General features: G+C 61.3%; 10 protein-coding genes. 5 read left to right on the top strand and 5 right to left on the bottom strand.

Translation table 11 applies throughout. The features are described from left to right. Positions 1-6: 6 nt before the first annotated feature. The 3 genes from HU730_RS13525 to HU730_RS13515 all read left to right on the top strand — a co-directional run bounded on the left by HU730_RS13525 (position 7) and on the right by HU730_RS13515 (position 5,682). The gene (locus HU730_RS13525; protein ID WP_186527036.1) at positions 7-2,973 is read left to right on the top strand and encodes an autotransporter outer membrane beta-barrel domain-containing protein; all 2,967 of its coding nucleotides are present in this window, start codon (positions 7-9) and stop codon (positions 2,971-2,973) included. 144 nt (positions 2,974-3,117) lie between these two features. Further along, on the top strand, positions 3,118-4,413 hold the full coding sequence (locus tag HU730_RS13520) for an autotransporter outer membrane beta-barrel domain-containing protein (protein ID WP_232241578.1): 1,296 nt from the start codon (positions 3,118-3,120) through the stop codon (positions 4,411-4,413). Between the two features lie 333 nt (positions 4,414-4,746). Beyond that, positions 4,747-5,682 (top strand): hypothetical protein, encoded by a 936-nt coding sequence (locus tag HU730_RS13515; RefSeq protein WP_127880328.1) that lies wholly within the window; start codon positions 4,747-4,749, stop codon positions 5,680-5,682. A 74-nt stretch (positions 5,683-5,756) separates the two neighbouring features. Here the strand turns inward: HU730_RS13515 and oadA are convergent, their stop codons facing one another. Continuing rightward, positions 5,757-7,565, bottom strand: a complete 1,809-nt coding sequence (gene oadA / locus HU730_RS13510) for a sodium-extruding oxaloacetate decarboxylase subunit alpha (RefSeq protein WP_034129149.1) — start codon at positions 7,563-7,565, stop codon at positions 5,757-5,759. A gap of 11 nt (positions 7,566-7,576) precedes the next feature. Next, the gene (locus tag HU730_RS13505; protein ID WP_003195732.1) at positions 7,577-8,992 is read right to left on the bottom strand and encodes an acetyl-CoA carboxylase biotin carboxylase subunit; all 1,416 of its coding nucleotides are present in this window, start codon (positions 8,990-8,992) and stop codon (positions 7,577-7,579) included. A 196-nt stretch (positions 8,993-9,188) separates the two neighbouring features. On the opposite strand from HU730_RS13505, the gene HU730_RS13500 reads away from it, so the two are divergent. Next, a complete protein-coding gene (locus HU730_RS13500) occupies positions 9,189-10,163 on the top strand; it encodes a LysR family transcriptional regulator (RefSeq protein ID WP_186527035.1) in 975 nt (324 codons plus the stop codon). On the opposite strand, the gene HU730_RS13495 is transcribed toward HU730_RS13500, so the two are convergent. From HU730_RS13495 to HU730_RS13485, 3 genes are all read right to left on the bottom strand, one after another. Beyond that, positions 10,093-10,290 carry a hypothetical protein gene (locus HU730_RS13495; protein ID WP_073526287.1) on the bottom strand — a complete coding sequence of 66 codons (198 nt, stop codon included), beginning with the start codon at positions 10,288-10,290 and terminating at the stop codon, positions 10,093-10,095. The genes HU730_RS13500 and HU730_RS13495 overlap by 71 nt on opposite strands. A 262-nt stretch (positions 10,291-10,552) precedes the next feature. Then, positions 10,553-11,419 carry a transcriptional regulator HexR gene (hexR, locus tag HU730_RS13490; protein WP_003177007.1) on the bottom strand — a complete coding sequence of 289 codons (867 nt, stop codon included), beginning with the start codon at positions 11,417-11,419 and terminating at the stop codon, positions 10,553-10,555. 162 nt (positions 11,420-11,581) lie between these two features. Beyond that, on the bottom strand, positions 11,582-14,455 hold the full coding sequence (locus tag HU730_RS13485) for an EAL domain-containing protein (RefSeq protein ID WP_034129153.1): 2,874 nt from the start codon (positions 14,453-14,455) through the stop codon (positions 11,582-11,584). Positions 14,456-14,732: 277 nt separating this feature from the next. On the opposite strand from HU730_RS13485, the gene uvrD reads away from it, so the two are divergent. Beyond that, positions 14,733-16,916, top strand: coding sequence for a DNA helicase II (gene uvrD / locus HU730_RS13480; RefSeq protein ID WP_014720554.1), 2,184 nt, complete (start codon positions 14,733-14,735; stop codon positions 16,914-16,916). Positions 16,917-16,968: the final 52 nt, after the last annotated feature.

The following is a 16,968-nucleotide window of genomic DNA, read 5'->3' as shown; positions in this document are numbered from 1 at the left end:
CCCAGCATGCCCCCGTCTCCTCAACGCCTCGCGCTCGCCATCACCCTGTTGGCCAGCGGTGGTTTCATCGAAGCAGCCGCAGCCAAAACCCTGCAGATCGACACGCCTACTACCCAGGGGCAAACCTTGGGGGACAGTGATACGTTGACCACGTCGGCGCCTGGCAGCATTACAACCTCTGGGGTGGCGGTGACGCTCAAGGACGGCACCCGCGGTGCGGGGGTGGTGGTGACTAACGCGGGCAAGCTGGTCTCCAGTGGCGGTCGGGGTATCGACAGTTCAGGAAGTGTCAGCGGGGAGCGCAGGTACGGTATTTACAACCTTGCCGGCGGGGTGATCCAAGGCGCCAATGATGCGTTGCGCATCAACAGTAACGTTGCCAGCGGCAGCGTGCTGATCGACAACAGCGGCACCATTCGCTCGGCCACCGGCCAAGGGCTGGACCTGGATGCGCTGCGCAGCAGCAACGTCACCACCACCATCATCAACCGTGCCGGTGGCTTGATTCGCGGGGAGGCCAGCGACGGCATGAAGACCGGCGCCAACGCCACTATCACTAACTACGGCGAGATTTCCACCGGCAACACCTTCTCCCGCGATGACAAGTTCGATGGCGTGGACATCGACTCCGCCAGCGGCGTAACGGTCACCAATTACGGCCTGATTTCCGGTGGCCGCCATGGCATCACCACGGACGAGGGCGCCACGCTGACCAACTACGGCACGGTGATCGGCCGCAACGGCTCGGGCTTTGGTTCCGATGGCGACGGCACTGTGATCAACCACGGCACCATCACCGGCGCGTTCTCCGGGCTGCAACCGGATGGCGACGGTGACGGCGTGGACATCGACAAGATCGCCCATATCGAAAACTACGGCGTCATCCAGGGTGTCGGCGCCGGGGGTGTCGACAAGAACGGCTTTGCCAACGGCAGCGAAGGGATCGCCCTGGGCGGCGGCGCTATCTACAACGCCAAGGGCGCGCTGATCAGTGGAGCGAACAATGCCATCCTGGTGGACGACGGCAGCGACGGACCGGGGCTTGCGACTACCACCCTGGAGAACCACGGCACGATTCAGGGCCTGGATGGCTTTGGTGTGAAGTTCGTCGGCAACTACGCCGACACAGTCATCAATAGCGGCACGATCAGTGCCAGCAATGGCCTGGCCCTGGACTTGGGCGGCGGTGACGACCACGTGATCTTGCGCAATGGCAGCCGCTTTATCGGCACGGTGGACGGCGGCAGCGGTTACGACCGACTGACCCTGGACGACGTCGCAGGGGGCAGTTTTGGCGACAGCCGCAACCTTGAATGGCTGGAGGTCAAGCAAGGCATCTGGACGTTGACCGGCCAGGGTGATTTCAGCGACGGCGGCGAGATTTCCAGCGGTGCCAAGCTGGTCAACCAAGGCGGCATTGCCGGTAATGTGACGGTCGATGCAGGCGGTGTGTATGCCGGCGGCGGCTCGGTGGGCAGCCTGCTGATGAACGGCACCCTGCAGACCAACACCGCATTGGGTACCGCCAGCATCAGCCGTGACTTGCGCATGGGCAGCGGCTCGACCCTCGCCTATGGCGTCAACGCCGACGGCAGTAGCGCACCGATCAAGGTCGGCGGCACCGCTTACCTTAATGGCGCAACCCTGGCGGTCAACCCCGGCGAAGGCACCTACCCGTGGCAAAGCCATTACAGCGTGCTGCAAGCCGGCAGCATCAACGGCACGTTTGGCAAGGTCACCAGCGACTACGCCTTCCTGACCCCAACCCTGGATTACAGCGCCACTCAGGTCGGCCTCACGTACACACGTAACGACATCGCCTTCAACCAGTTCGCCAGCACCGCCAACGGTGCCAGCGCCGCCAGCAGCCTGGCGGGCCTGGGCACGAACAATCCGCTGTACAACGCCCTGCTCAATACCACCACCGCCACAGCCGGTGCAGCCATCGAGCAACTGGCGGGCAGCAGCACTGCCAGCCTCACCAGCGCCACCCTCAATGCCAGTGCTCAAGTTGGCAACAGCATGCTCGCCGCCATGCACCAGGTGGGCGGCGGTGCGGGACTGCTGGTGGGGCTGGACGGCAAAGACACACCCGCACTGGCGGCCACCGGCGTACCCGCCGAGGTGCGCAACCTCAATGACCCGAACGCCCGCGGCCGCCTGTGGCTGCAAGGTATCGGCAGCTACGGCAAGCTCGACGGCGAGCACGGCAGTAACGGTTTGACCCAACGCACCAAGGGCACAGTGCTCGGTGCCGATTGGGCGCTGGACGGCGACTGGCGCCTGGGTGTGCTGGGGGGTTATTCCAAGACCGACCTGGACACCGCCGGTGTGGACGGCAGCGTCGACAGCTGGCACGCCGGCGTCTATGCCCTGCGCCAGAGTGGCCCACTGGCCTTGCGCCTGGGTGCTGCTTACAGCGGGCACCAAGGCGACAGTAAACGCACGGTGGCCTTCAACGGTTTTAACGACCGCCCCAAAGGCGACTATGACGCCAACAGCCAGCAGGCTTTTGCTGAACTGGGCTACGCCCTTGGCACAGGTCGCTTGAGCGCAGAGCCGTTCGCCAACCTCGGCTACCAGCGCTACCAGCGCGACGGCTATAAAGAAAAAGGCGGCGCCGCTGCGTTACACGTCAAGGGCCAGACCCAGGACAACTTCAGCAGCACCTTCGGCCTGCGCCTGGCGCACCTGAGCCAGCTGGACAACGGCGTCAGCCTCACACCCCGCGCCAGCGTTGGCTGGAAGCACACCTATGGCGATGTCGACAGCACCACCGGCCAGGCTTTCCTGGCGGGGGGCACGGCGTTCAATGTGCAAGGCAGCGCCCTGGATCGGGACAGCCTGTTGCTGGAAGCGGGCCTGGACCTGGGCTTATCCGCCCGCCATCGCCTGGGCCTGGGCTATACAGGCGAAGTGGGCGGCAACAGCCGCAACCATGCACTGACCGGCCAATGGCAGATGAGTTTTTAATCGCACCGTACTAGAGACAACTCCCGCAAATCAGGGGTCGATGGCCTGACAGTTATCCCCCCCTCACCTCGCCTAAATTCCCGGCCTCATTAATCAAGAGGTTGGGACTGCATGCCATTCACCTTACAGCGACTCGTGCTCGTCATGTCCTTCGGGCTGGCCGCCAGCAGCATTCAATTTGCCCAAGCGCAGGGAAGCGTGGAACACGTGTTCGATCGGTCCGGGATCACAGAACTCACCGGGTCAATCAATCGTGACGGCGTCTTGCATCGCCTTTCGACAGACGCCCCCGTCGATTTTTACCTGGCCGAACACACAAACACTCGCAACGGCCAGCGCCTGGCCCTGGCCGTGGACGCGGCGGTCAAATCGCTACTTGAATCAGACAAACTCACCCCCTGGGACAGGTACGAACTGGGCAATATCGGCGAATACCTCAATAACCTCGCACCGGGGAAGGTCGCTCAGGCCCTCGAACAACTCGCGGGCAGCCAGAACGCCAACCTTGCCGCAGCCACCCAAATGAGCACGCAACAGGTCAGCGACACGCTGCTCTCGGTCCTGCGCGACCTGCCAGCAAACGTCGCAGACGATGCCGATGGCCGCATCTGGGTAAAAGGCCTCAGCCACAACGGCAAACTTGACGGCCAATATGGCAGCGTCGGGTTGCAGCAAAGCACCAAGGGCGTTGTTCTGGGCGCCGACTGGGCAGTCGATCACGCTTGGCGTGCCGGTGTGGTGGGAGGCAAATCCGAAAGCGAGTTTGAGCACAAGCGTTTCAAAGCAGCGCTCGACAGCTGGCATCTGGGCGCATACGCCGTACGCCAGGACGGCCCGCTGGCTCTGCGCCTGGGTGCCATCTACAGCAACCATGACGGGCAAAACAAACGCGGTGTCGATATCGACTTCTTGGGTTATCGCGAGCAACTCAAAGGCAAATACACGGCCCAAAGCCAAACCGTGTTTGGCGAAATGGGCTACCAGCTGGGCAAGGATACGTTAAGCGTCGAGCCGTTCGCAGGCTTGGGGTACCAGCGCTACCATCGTGAAGGCTTCAAGGAAAAAGGCGGCTTTGCGGCGTTGAATGTCGGTGCGCAAACCCAGCAAAACCTCAGCAGCACCCTGGGGCTTCGCTTGGGCAGCCTTTATCGTTTTGATAACAACATGAGCCTGTCCCCGCATTTGAGCACCCACTGGAAGCACCTCTACGGCGACGTGCAAAGCAGCGTGAAGCAATCTTCCCGACTGATTGACCTGACCGGAGAAAAGAGTGATTTCACCGTCGATGGCGTCTCGCTGAACCGCGACAGCCTGGCCCTGCGCACGGGGTTGGACATAGGCCTTTCTGCTCATCAGGCACTGAGCGTCGCGTACACCGCTGAGGTCGGCAGTAACAGCCGTAACCATGGGCTGGTAGGCGAATGGAAGATGGGGTTTTAAGACAGCAACTGAGGAAACTTCACGCTCAAGCCGGTTACAACGCCTGACATTAAGCCGGTGATTGTGCTCGCTACACTCCGGCCTCCTACACCGAAGAGGCCGGAAACCATGATCTCGCCATTCTCGTATATCCCTTCCATGGGCATGCTGTTTGCCCATGGCACCCAGTCCCTCGCCGCTGCCGTCACCCCGGCCACACCAGCAGAGCCACCTGCACACCCGCCAGCGTTGTCTGGCGAGCTCAAGACTGCCCATAGCCAACCGTCCAATGGCTTGCTCAATACCCATACCATCAAACTCATGACTACCCCAGGCTCAGCGAGCAGTCACGGTATGAATATCGACCACTTGGCCAAACTGACCCAAAGCGACGCCAACCTGGCTAACCCCCACCTCATGACAGCCGTTGAAATCGTCAACAGCCCGGATGTACAGATCAAGGCGCCTGTTCATGGCTTGGTCAGCTCCGGGCTCACCTCCGTCTGGCTGGATAACCGAGGGGGCATCACCGGTGCAACAGGCACGGGTGTGAAGCTGGACGGAAATAAAGCCGATGAAGTGACCAATCAGGGCGTTATCACCGGCGGCAACGGCGTAGCCCTCGACATGGGAGGCGGTGACGATCTGTTGATTATCAAGAAAGGCAGCCGTTTCAACGGCGAAGTGGATGGGGGCAGTGGCACCAATCAGGTGATTCTCGACGATGCTGAAGGAGGGACTTTTGAAGGGGCGACAAGAATGCAGCATCTGTGGGTCGGCAAAGGCTCCTGGGAGCTGACCGGTGCACTGCACGCCAACCGACAAGGCAAGGTGTACAGCGACGCGACGTTGATCAACCGTAGTGGGATCAAGGGCACAATGGATATCGAGCCGGGCGCGAGCTACTCCGGCGGTAACGTCGACAATCTTAACGTAGCCGGCACCCTGCTGCTCGACCCCGCGATTACGGCGCGGACAAGGATCACCAATGATCTGAATCTGAAACCAGGATCGAGCGTGAATTTCAAAATCGGCGTGGATCAACAGCACTCCGTGCTGAACGTCGGCAACACATTAACGTTGGGGAACCCCACCCTGCACCTTGACGTACAGCCAGAGAGCGACGAGTTGCTCAAGCGCCAGCTACCCATCGCCAAAGCAACCACCATTGATGGGAGGTTCGGCGCCATCAGCAGTAACCTGACCACCCTGGAACCTGAATTGATCTACACCCCGAAGGGCATTTTTGTCGAATTCAAACGCAAGGAGAGCCCGGCAATCACCGCCTGATGGTCAAAAAATCAGCAAAAAAAAGGGGGCACATGCCCCCCCGAGGTTTAAGCGGTAGTTGGAAGGCTGAGTAATCAGCCTTCGATCTCGATCAGGATTTCCCCAGGGTTCACCCGGTCGCCCTTGGCCACATGAACAGCGGCGACCTTGCCGGCAATCGCTGCCTGCACTTCGGTCTCCATCTTCATGGCTTCGGTAATCAACACGGCCTGGCCGGCCTTGACCACGTCGCCGACCTTGACCAGCACATCGACGATATTGCCCGGCATCGCCGTGCTGACATGGCCCGGTTCGGTCGCGTGCTTGCGCTTGCTGCCGCCGCTGCTGACAAATTCGTTTAGCGGCTCGAACACCACTTCTTCCGGCATGCCGTCGATGGACAGGTAGAAGTGACGCTTGCCTTCGGCCTTTACACCGACACCGGTGATATCCACACGGTAGCTTTCGCCGTGCACGTCGATAACGAATTCGGTCGGTACACCTTCACCGCCAGCACGGGCCACGCCGCCCGCTTCCGGGATCGGCAACAACACTTCAGGGGCCAGGGTGCCGGCATCGCGTTCTTCGAGGAACTTGCGCCCGATATCCGGGAACATGGCGTAGGTCAGCACGTCTTCTTCGGACTTGGCCAATGCGCCGATTTCGCCACGCAGCTTGGTCATCTCCGGCTTGAGCAAGTCCGCCGGGCGCACGTCGATCACGTCTTCGCTGCCGATGGCCTGGCGGCGCAGTTTTTCGTTCACCGTGCCCGGCGCCTTGCCGTAACCGCCTTGCAGGTAGAGCTTCACTTCGTTGGTGATGGTTTTGTAGCGCTCGCCGGCCAATACGTTGAAGAACGCCTGGGTGCCAACGATCTGCGAGGTCGGCGTTACCAGTGGCGGGAAGCCGAGGTCTTCACGCACTCGTGGAATCTCGGCCAGCACTTCGCTCATGCGGTTCAGAGCGCCCTGCTCTTTGAGCTGGTTGGCCAGGTTGGAGATCATCCCGCCCGGCACCTGGTTGACTTGCACACGGGTGTCGACGGCGGTGAATTCGCTCTCGAACTGGTGGTACTTCTTGCGCACGGCGTAGAAGTACAGGCCGATCTCTTGCAGCAGTTCCAGGTCGAGGCCGGTGTCGAACTCGCTGCCTTTAAGGGCTGCGACCATCGACTCGGTGCCCGGATGGCTGGTGCCCCAGGCAAAGCTGGAGATGGCCGTATCGATGTGGTCGGCACCGTTTTCGATGGCCTTGAGTTGGCACATCGCGGCCAGGCCGGCGGTGTCGTGTGAATGGATAAAGATCGGCAGGTTCTGCTCGGCTTTGAGTGCCTTGACCAGTTCGCCAGTGGCGTAGGGCGTGAGCAGGCCGGCCATGTCCTTGATCGCGATGGAGTCGCAGCCCATGGCTTCCAATTGCTTGGCCTGGGCCACGAACGCTTCCACGGTATGCACTGGGCTGGTGGTGTAGGCGATGGTGCCTTGTGCATGTTTGCCAGCGGCCTTGACCGCTTCAATGGCCACGCGCAGGTTACGCACGTCGTTCATCGCATCGAAAATGCGGAACACGTCGATACCGTTGACCGCCGCCTTGGCCACGAAGGCCTTGACCACGTCGTCGCTGTAATGGCGGTAGCCCAGCAGGTTCTGGCCGCGCAGCAGCATTTGCAGGCGCGTGTTAGGCAACGCGGCACGCAGTTGGCGCAGGCGCTCCCACGGGTCTTCCTTGAGGAAGCGCACACAGGCGTCGAAGGTTGCGCCGCCCCAGACTTCCAGGGACCAGTAGCCGACTTTGTCGAGCTTGTCGCAGATCGGCAGCATGTCGTCGGTACGCATGCGGGTGGCCAGCAACGATTGATGGGCGTCGCGCAGGATGGTGTCGGTTACGAAGATCTTCTTGCTCATTGTTATATTCCTCACAGGCCTGCGTGGGCGGCGATGGCGGCGGCGATGGCCAGGGCCAGCTCTTCGGGTTTGCGCTTGATCGAGTAGTTGGTCAGCTCAGGGTGGCTTTCCACAAAGCTTGTATTGAACTGGCCGCTACGGAATTCCGGGTTGCGCAGGATTTCCTGGTAATAGGCGGCAGTGGTCTTCACGCCTTGCAGGCGCATGTCGTCCAGGGCACGCAGGCCGCGGTCCATGGCTTCTTCCCAGGTCAACGCCCACACCACCAGTTTCAGGCACATGGAGTCATAGAACGGCGGGATGGTGTAGCCGGTGTAGATCGCCGTGTCGGTACGCACGCCGGGGCCGCCAGGGGCGTAGTAACGGGTGATCTTGCCGAAGCTTGGGAGGAAGTTGTTCTTCGGGTCTTCAGCGTTGATACGAAACTGCAACGCGAAACCACGGTGCTGGATATCTTCCTGCTTGACCGACAACGGCAGGCCGGAGGCGATGCGGATTTGCTCGCGAACGATATCGATGCCGGTGATTTCTTCGGTGATGGTGTGTTCCACCTGCACCCGCGTGTTCATCTCCATGAAGTACACCTCGCCCTCGGCGAGCAGGAACTCCACGGTGCCGGCGTTCTCGTAGCCCACAGCCTTGGCGGCGCGCACCGACAGATCGCCGATGTAGGCGCGCTGTTCGGGGGTCAGTTGCGGGCTGGGGGCGATTTCGATCAGCTTCTGGTTGCGACGCTGGATCGAGCAATCACGCTCGAACAGGTGCACCACGTTGCCAAAGCTGTCACCGAGGATCTGCGCTTCGATGTGCTTGGGGTTAACAATGCATTTTTCCAGGAACACTTCCGCCGAGCCGAAGGCCTTGGTGGCCTCGGAAATCACGCGGGGGAAGGCTTGCTCGAGTTCTTCGCGACTGTTGCAACGACGAATGCCACGGCCGCCACCACCGGAGGTGGCCTTGAGCATCACCGGGTAACCGATACGGTCGCCTTCAGTGAGGGCTTCGTGGATGTCGGCAACGTTGCCTTCGGTGCCCGGCGTGACCGGCACACCGGCCTTGATCATGCTGCGGCGCGCTTCGGTCTTGTCGCCCATGCGGCGAATCACTTCTGCCGAGGGGCCGATGAACTTGATGCCGCGCTCGGCACAGATATCTGCCAATTCGGCGTTTTCCGACAGGAAGCCGTAGCCGGGGTGCAGCGCATCGCAGCCGGTTTCCACCGCCAGGTTCACCAGCTTGCGCGGGTTCAAGTAACCGGCGAGCGGCTCGGCACCGATGCTGTGGGCTTCGTCGGCACGCTTGACGTGCAACGCATGGCGGTCGGCGTCCGAATAAACCGCGACCGAGCGAATGCCCATCTCGGCGCAGGCACGCACGATTCGTACGGCAATTTCACCACGGTTGGCGATCAGGATCTTTTTTATCACTTGGAAATTCCCTTGAGCCGATTGCTGCGTTCTTCGACCCGCTTGAGGCGGGTCGGCGCGTGACCAAATGTTTCATGACAGTCGCGAGACACACACTATGCGCACAGGAGAATTAACAAAAATCAATAATTATTGGGTTGTGTATAAGTAAAGACTTATAGTTGGCCGGACGACCGGAGAGCTAAGGGCTTATAAAATGCGTAAGTCATTGATGCGTATGACATTGCGTCAATTGCAGATCTTCAATGAAGTGTGTGATTTGCGTTCCTACAGCCGTGCCGCCGAGGAAATGTCACTCACCCAACCGGCGGTCAGCCTGCAAATTCGCCAGCTGGAAGAACTGGTCGGCCAGCCGCTGTTCGACTATGTCGGCAAAAAACTCTACATGACCGAGGCCGCCGAAGCCTTGCAACGGGCCAGCCGCGATATTTTCGGGCGCCTGGAAAACCTCGATATGCAGCTGTCGGACATGCAGGGTTCACTGCAAGGCCAACTGAAACTGGCGGTGGAGTCCAGCGCCAAGTATTTCGTGCCGCACCTGTTCGCCGCCTTCAAGCGCCAGCATCCGGAAGTGCAATTGCAGCTCACGGTGGTCAACCGTGCCCAGGTGATCCGCAGGCTCTCGGACAACCGCGACGACCTGGTAATCATGTCCATGGTGCCTCAGGACATGGGCCTGGAATTCCTGCCGTTTCTCAACAATCCGATTGTCGCCGTGGCGCTGCCAGATCATCCGTTGAGCCTGCAAGGGCCACTGCGCTTGCAGGACCTGGAGCCTTATACCCTGCTCATCCGCGAGCCGGGCTCTGGCACGCGACTGGCCTGCGAGGAATACTTCAAGGAAAAACGCGTGCACTTCACCCAGACGGTGGAAGTGGCCTCGGCCGAGGCGCAGCGTGAATGTGTGAGTGCAGGGTTGGGCGTGGCATTGCTGACGCGCCACGCCTTGAACCTGGAGCTGGCCACCGGCGGGCTCACGGAGCTGCCGGTGGAAGAACTGCCGCTGTACCGCAGTTGGTGCCTGGTACAGGCCAAGGCTAAACGCCTGTCACCGGTGGCCCATGCGTTCCTGGGCTTTATTCGCAGCGAACGGGTGCAGATCAGCGCGCTGGCTGAGCGTTTCGCTGGGCAGCCACGGGTGCCTGCCAATGCAGTTCCGGGTAGTCACTGATGCTCTGGAGCAACTGGCGCTCCTCGCAACGGTCTTCGATGGCGCGACGGAACGCCATGCGGCGCTGGTCTTCCTGCTGACGACGGGTCTTGACGGTGCTGTTGCTGTCTTCGTAGGGCCGGGTCATTTGGAGTCTCCCAATGCGAGTACGGGGAGTACAGGATGGGCGTGGGGGATGACGGTTTGGCGGCGCGGGGATTACAGGATGATGAATCTTGCGAAATTGACGCAAACTCCCTGTGGGAGCTGGTTCGCTGTGGCGAGCAAGCTTGCTTGCGCTGGGGTGCGAAGCGCCCCCAAAAAGCCGGAGACTGCTGCGCAGTCAGCGGGAGCAAGCTCCCTCGCCACAGCAAGCCAGCTCCCACACTTTGACCGAGTATGGCCTGGGCTTAGTCGTCGAGGGCTTTGACGGATTTTGGCGAGAGGCGAAGGCTACGCAAGCTGCGCTTCACGCTCTTGAGGTGGTTGACCAGGCTCGGGCCACGGGCCATGGCCACGCCCATCGCCAACACGTCGATAACCACCAGGTGGGCAATGCGCGAGGTCAGCGGCGTGTAGATTTCGGTGTCTTCATGCACGTCGATCGCCAGGTTCACCGTGGACAACTCGGCCAATGGCGTCTGGCTCGGGCACAGGGTAATCAACGACGCGCCGCTCTCACGCACCAGGTTGGCGGTGATCAGCAGGTCTTTGGAACGACCTGATTGGGAAATGCAGATGGCCACGTCAGTGGGCTTCAAGGTCACCGCCGACATCGCCTGCATGTGCGGGTCGCTGTAGGCCGCGGCGGTCAGCAGCAGGCGGAAGAACTTGTGCTGGGCATCGGCCGCCACCGCGCCGGACGCACCGAAGCCGTAGAACTCGACGCGCTGGGCCTGGGACATTGCGGTCACGGCCTTTTGCAGCTCCACCGGGTCGAGCTTCTCACGCACTTCCATCAAGGTGTGCAAGGTGGTGTCGAAGATTTTCAGGCTGTAGTCGGCAACGGAGTCGTCTTCATGGATTGCAAACTGGCCGAAGCTCGCACCGGCAGCCAGGCTTTGCGCCAGCTTGAGCTTGAGGTCCTGAAAGCCGGAGCAACCAATGGCGCGGCAGAAGCGCACGATGGTCGGCTCGCTGATGCCCACGCTGTGGGCCAGGTCGGCCATGGAACTGTGCATCACGGCCGCAGGGTCAAGCAGCACATGATCGGCAACCTTGAGTTCCGATTTGCGTAACAGGTGGCGCGACTGGGCGATATGTTGCAACAGGTTCAAAGGGCAGGACTCTTGTTATTGGCAGGCGCCAGGGATGTAGCAAGCTTGTAGTTATACTACAAGAATTGTCGTTTTGCCCGTTAGATGCATCACTAAATCGCCCTGCTCCCCTCTGATTCAGCGGGCAGCCGCTATGTAGCCATAAACGCGGCCTACGCTGCGTTAAGAAAAATCTGCGTTTTTGCGTAACAAATCCGCCAGCCCTTCGGCCCTCATGGGCGGGCTGATCAGGTAACCCTGTACCTCGTCACACTGCTCACCGCGCAGGAAATCCAGCTGCTGCTGATCCTCCACTCCTTCGGCCACTACCTTGAGCGCCAACCCGTGGGCCATGGCGATGATCGCACGGGTGATGGCCGCATCCTCGCGCCCCTGGCCAAGCCCCCGGATAAAGGCCTGGTCGATTTTTACGTAGTCCACCGGGATACGCTTGAGGTAGCTGAGGGACGAATAACCGGTGCCAAAGTCGTCGATGGCCAGCTTCACCCCCAGGTCGCGCAGTTGCTGGAAGGTGGCGATGATGTGTTCAACGCTGTCGAGCAACTGGCTTTCGGTCAGTTCCAGCTCCAGGTACTGCGGGTCCAGTGCGGTTTCCTCCAGCACTTGGCGCACCAGGCTGACCAGCTTGCCCTGGCGCAGCTGATGCACCGACAGGTTGACCGACACGCGAATCGGCGCCAGCCCCTGACGCTGCCATTCGCAGGCCTGCCAGCAGGCCTGGCGCAGCACAAATTCGCCCAACGGCACGATCAAGCCGGTTTCTTCCGCCAAACCGATAAAGTCACTCGGCGGCACCATGCCCCATTGCGGATGCTCCCAGCGGACCAACGCCTCGGCAGCCTTCAGCTTGCCAGTGACCAGGCACAGCTTGGGTTGGTAAAACACCGTGAGCTGACGCTCGTCGATGGCTTTGCGCAGGTGGTTTTCCAGCTGCAAACGCTCCAGGGTGCTGGCTTGCAGGCTGTCGGTGAAGAACTGGAAATTATTCCCGCCCAAATGCTTGGCGTGCTGCATCGCCATATTCGCCTGGCTGACCAGTGCAGAAATCTCCCGTGCGTTATCAGGCAGCAGGCTGACGCCCATAGAGGCGCTTACCACCAGCTCATGGCCCTCCACGTTCACCGGCACGCGCAGCTTCGCCAGCAACCGGGTCGCCACCCGCGCCAGGCTGGATAAGTTGCCATAGGCGTCAAACAGTACGGCGAACTCATCACCGGACAGGCGCGCAATGGTGTCGGCCTCCGGCAGCGCGTTGATCAAGCGCCGCGCCATTTTCTGCAGCAGTTGGTCGGCCACTTCATGGCCCAGGCTGTCATTGAGCAATTTGAAGCGGTCGAGGTTGATATGCAGCAGCGCGAGGCTGCGACCGCCTTGGCGCACCCGCTGGTGAGCTTCGCGCAGCCGTTCGCGAAACAGCGAGCGGTTGGCCAGGCCGGTCAACTCGTCGTAGTGGGTGAGGTAGCGCATGCGCTCTTCCGACTCGCGCCGGGCGGACAGATCGGCGAAGAATCCTACGATATGACTGACGTTCCCCCGTACATCACGCACCACATTCAGCTGTAGCCATTGCGGGTACAGTTCGCCGTTCTTGCGCGTCTCCACCAATTCGCCCTGCCAGGTGCCGTGGCTGAGCAATGCCTGGCGGATCAGCGGGAAGTGGCGCCGCGCATCGCGACTGCTGGGCAGTTCCACGACGTTGCGGCCAAGCATGTCGTCGATGTCGAAACCGGTGACGCGGCTGAACGCCTGGTTCACGGCGATCAGCGCGTAGTTCGGGTCGAGGATCACAATGCCTTCGCTGGCCGCCTCGAACACCGTCGAAGCCAGGCGTTGCTGCTCCTCCACCGCCTTGCCGGCGCTGATGTCGCGGCGCGTGCCCAGCATACGGATGACGCGGCCACTGGGCGCGCGCTCCACGGCGCGCCCGCGGTCTTCGATCCACACCCAATGCCCATCGCCATGACGTATCCGGTACTCCACCTGATAGTCCTCGCTGCGGCCTTTGAGATGCTCTACCAGCGCGTGCTTGAGCAGTGGCAGATCGTCGGGGTGCAGGCGCGGTTTGAGGTGGCTGAGCATCGCCGTGACGTATTCGGGCTCCAGGCCAAACAACTCCTTGAGTTGCGTGTGGTGGACCTCGTCGGTTTGCAGGTTCCAGTCCCACAGGCCCAGTTCACTGGCTTGCAGGGCCATGGCCAGGCGCGCTTCGCTTTTACTCAAGGCGAGGCTGGCAGCATCCAATTGCTGGCTGCGTTGCGCCACACGATCTTGCAGACCGACCTGGGCTTCACGCAAGTTCTGCTCCACCTCGCGGCGCTGCTCGACTTCGCGCACCAGGTCCTGGTTCAACTGCTCACTGCGTTGCTGCGCCTGCTGTAAATGCTCGATCAGGGCCTGGTTCTGGAAACGGCGCAACAACCCGCGCTGGATCAGGCGGTTGACCTGCCACGCGACCAGGCTCAGGGACGCCAGCAGGATCAGCCCGAGGACGCCCCAGCCTTTTTGCTGCGGGGTGCCATTCCAGAACAGGTAGACGATGGCCGGCACCAGGCACGGCAAGGCAAACGACAGGTAAGCCCAAAAGCTCACGGCATAGGCCACGCTGGCCGACAAGGTGGCGGCGCCGATCAGGCCAAACACCCAGGCCTGATGCATGAAGCTGTCCGTGGGCACCAGGGCAATGGCCGCAACGGAGAGGGTCAGGCCACTGACCGCCGAGCCGAGCATGAACATACGGCGCCACACGGGCTGGGCCTGCCGGCTGGGCATGGCCGAATCAAAGGCTGCCACTTGAATCACGCGCATCGCCACCAGGGCAAGCAGCCAGAGCAGCCAGACGCTGTCCAGCAGGTACTGATTGGGGTTCCACAGCAACCAGGCGCAGACCAGGCCGTTGACCAGCATCAGCAGCGTCGGCAGCAACGAACCTTGATACAGCAGGCGCGTGCGCTCAACCGCGATTTCGGTTGCATAGTGTTTACGGATGACCTGTGCCGGGGCCGGCGAGGGGCCAAACAGGTCGGTGCTAAGGGTCATAGGCGGTGTTCTTATAATGGTGAGCCCGAAACGTCGACGGAGCATACACAAGCAAGCGCCTGGGCCAAACTGCTACAAGTCATAAAAAACCTCCTGCGATTGGCCGCAAACCTTTGGCCCAGACCGCTTGAGCAAGACACGGCATGGGCTGCGGGCGATGACCAACCGGTCATCACCCCCGTCAGAATGTTCGCCCGTCGATAGCTTGCAGGCGTTTTGCATCGACCATCCGGCATTGGGATTTGCCCAGGCCCCCCAAGGCCCATAGAATGCGTCGATGCGCGATGATCTCTCTCTTTTGCTGAACTCCCTCAACGATGCCCAACGCCAGGCCGTAGCGGCCCCCGTTGGCCGTCAGTTGGTCCTGGCCGGTGCTGGCTCCGGTAAAACCCGAGTGCTGGTGCACCGTATCGCCTGGTTGATCCAGGTCGAAAACGCGTCCCCGCATTCCATCCTGTCGGTGACCTTCACCAACAAGGCCGCTGCCGAGATGCGTCATCGCATCGAGCAGTTGATGGGCATCAGCCCGGCGGGCATGTGGGTGGGCACCTTCCACGGCCTGGCGCACCGCCTGTTGCGGGCGCATTGGCAGGAAGCCGGCCTGAGCCAGACCTTCCAGATTCTCGACAGCGACGACCAGCAACGCCTGGTCAAGCGCGTGATCCGCGAACTGGGCCTGGACGAACAACGCTGGCCGGCGCGCCAGGCACAGTGGTTTATCAACGGCCAGAAAGACGAGGGCCTGCGCCCGCAACATATCCAAGCCAGCGGCGACCTGTTCCTGGCCACGATGCGTAGCATTTATGAGGCCTATGAAGCGGCCTGCGTGCGCGCCGGCGTCATCGACTTCTCCGAACTGCTGCTGCGTGCCCTCGACCTGTGGCGCGACAACCCCGGTTTGCTGGCCCATTACCAGAAACGCTTCCGCCATATCCTGGTGGACGAGTTCCAGGACACCAACGCCGTGCAGTACGCATGGTTGCGTCTGCTCGCCAAGGGCGGTGACAGCCTGATGGTGGTGGGCGATGACGACCAGTCGATCTACGGCTGGCGTGGCGCGAAAATCGAGAACATCTACCAGTATTCCGAAGACTTCCCGGACGCGGTGACCATCCGCCTGGAGCAGAATTACCGCTCCACCGCCGGGATCCTCAAGGCGGCCAACGCCTTGATCGCCAACAACACCGGGCGCCTGGGCAAAGAGCTGTGGACCGACGGCGGCGAAGGCGAAGCGATCAACCTATACGCGGCGTTCAATGAGCACGATGAAGCGCGCTACGTGGTCGAAACCATTGAAAGCGCACTGAAAACCGGCCTGGCCCGCAGCGATATCGCGATTCTGTACCGTTCCAACGCCCAATCACGGGTGCTGGAAGAGGCCTTGCTGCGCGAGCGCATCCCGTACCGCATCTATGGCGGCCAGCGCTTCTTCGAGCGCGCCGAAATCAAGAACGCCATGGCCTACCTGCGTTTGCTTGAAGGCCGTGGTAACGATGCAGCGCTGGAGCGGGTGATCAACATCCCGGCGCGTGGCATTGGCGAGAAAACCGTCGAAGCGATCCGCGACCATGCGCGCCATGCCGATGTGTCGATGTGGGAAGCCATGCGCTTGCTGATCGCCAACAAAGGCCTGACTGGCCGTGCTGCGGGGGCGTTGGGGGTGTTTGTCGAGCTGATCGAGAACCTGGCCGCCAAGTGCGCAGAGATGCCGCTGCACCTGATGACTCAGACCGTGATCGAGCAGTCCGGGCTGATCGCCTATCACGAAGCGGAAAAAGGCGAGAAAGGCCAGGCCCGGGTAGAAAACCTTGAGGAACTGGTCAGCGCCGCCCGCGCGTTCGAAAACACCGAGGACGACGAAGAGCTGACGCCGCTCGCCGCCTTCCTGGGCCACGCCTCGCTGGAAGCCGGCGATACCCAGGCCGACGAGCATGAAGACAGCATCCAGCTGATGACCTTGCACAGCGCCAAAGGCCTGGAATTCCCTTATGTGTTCCTGGTGGGCATGGAAGAAGGCCTGTTCCCTCACAAGATGAGCCTGGAAGAGCCCGGCCGCCTTGAAGAAGAACGCCGCCTGGCCTACGTGGGCATCACCCGGGCTATGCAGAACCTGGTGATGACCTACGCCGAGACCCGACGCCTATATGGCAGCGAAACCTACAACAAGGTGTCGCGCTTCGTACGTGAGGTGCCGAAAGGGCTGATCCAGGAAGTACGCTTGTCCAACAGCGTCAGCCGCCCGTTCGGCGGTGGCCAGCAACAGAACTCCAGCAGCATGTTTGCCGGTTCCGAAATACCGGAAACCCCGTTCAGCCTGGGCCAGCAGGTCAAGCATGCGATCTTCGGCGAAGGCGTGATCCTCAACTTCGAAGGCGCAGGCGCCCAGGCGCGGGTGCAGGTGAACTTCGCCGAGGGCAGCAAGTGGCTGATGATGGGTTACGCCAAGCTCGAAGCGGTCTGAGCTGATCACCTGTGACCATAGATTGCTTCCGCTGGCGTGCGCAGCGCGCCCG

This window comes from Pseudomonas sp. SWRI22 (assembly GCF_014268395.2).
Classification (GTDB): Bacteria; Pseudomonadota; Gammaproteobacteria; order Pseudomonadales; family Pseudomonadaceae; genus Aquipseudomonas; species Aquipseudomonas paracarnis.
This window is presented reverse-complemented; position numbering and strand designations above follow the sequence as displayed.

Bases quoted from the DNA above. Each gene is read 5' to 3' on its own strand.
- HU730_RS13525 (WP_186527036.1), top strand. From the start codon at position 7: ATGCCCCCGTCTCCTCAACGCCTCGCGCTCGCCATCACCCTGTTGGCC.
- HU730_RS13520 (WP_232241578.1), top strand. From the start codon at position 3,118: ATGTCCTTCGGGCTGGCCGCCAGCAGCATTCAATTTGCCCAAGCGCAG.
- HU730_RS13515 (WP_127880328.1), top strand. From the start codon at position 4,747: ATGAATATCGACCACTTGGCCAAACTGACCCAAAGCGACGCCAACCTG.
- oadA (WP_034129149.1), bottom strand. From the start codon at position 7,565: ATGAGCAAGAAGATCTTCGTAACCGACACCATCCTGCGCGACGCCCAT.
- HU730_RS13500 (WP_186527035.1), top strand. From the start codon at position 9,189: ATGCGTAAGTCATTGATGCGTATGACATTGCGTCAATTGCAGATCTTC.
- HU730_RS13495 (WP_073526287.1), bottom strand. From the start codon at position 10,290: ATGACCCGGCCCTACGAAGACAGCAACAGCACCGTCAAGACCCGTCGT.
- HU730_RS13485 (WP_034129153.1), bottom strand. From the start codon at position 14,455: ATGACCCTTAGCACCGACCTGTTTGGCCCCTCGCCGGCCCCGGCACAG.
- uvrD (WP_014720554.1), top strand. From the start codon at position 14,733: ATGCGCGATGATCTCTCTCTTTTGCTGAACTCCCTCAACGATGCCCAA.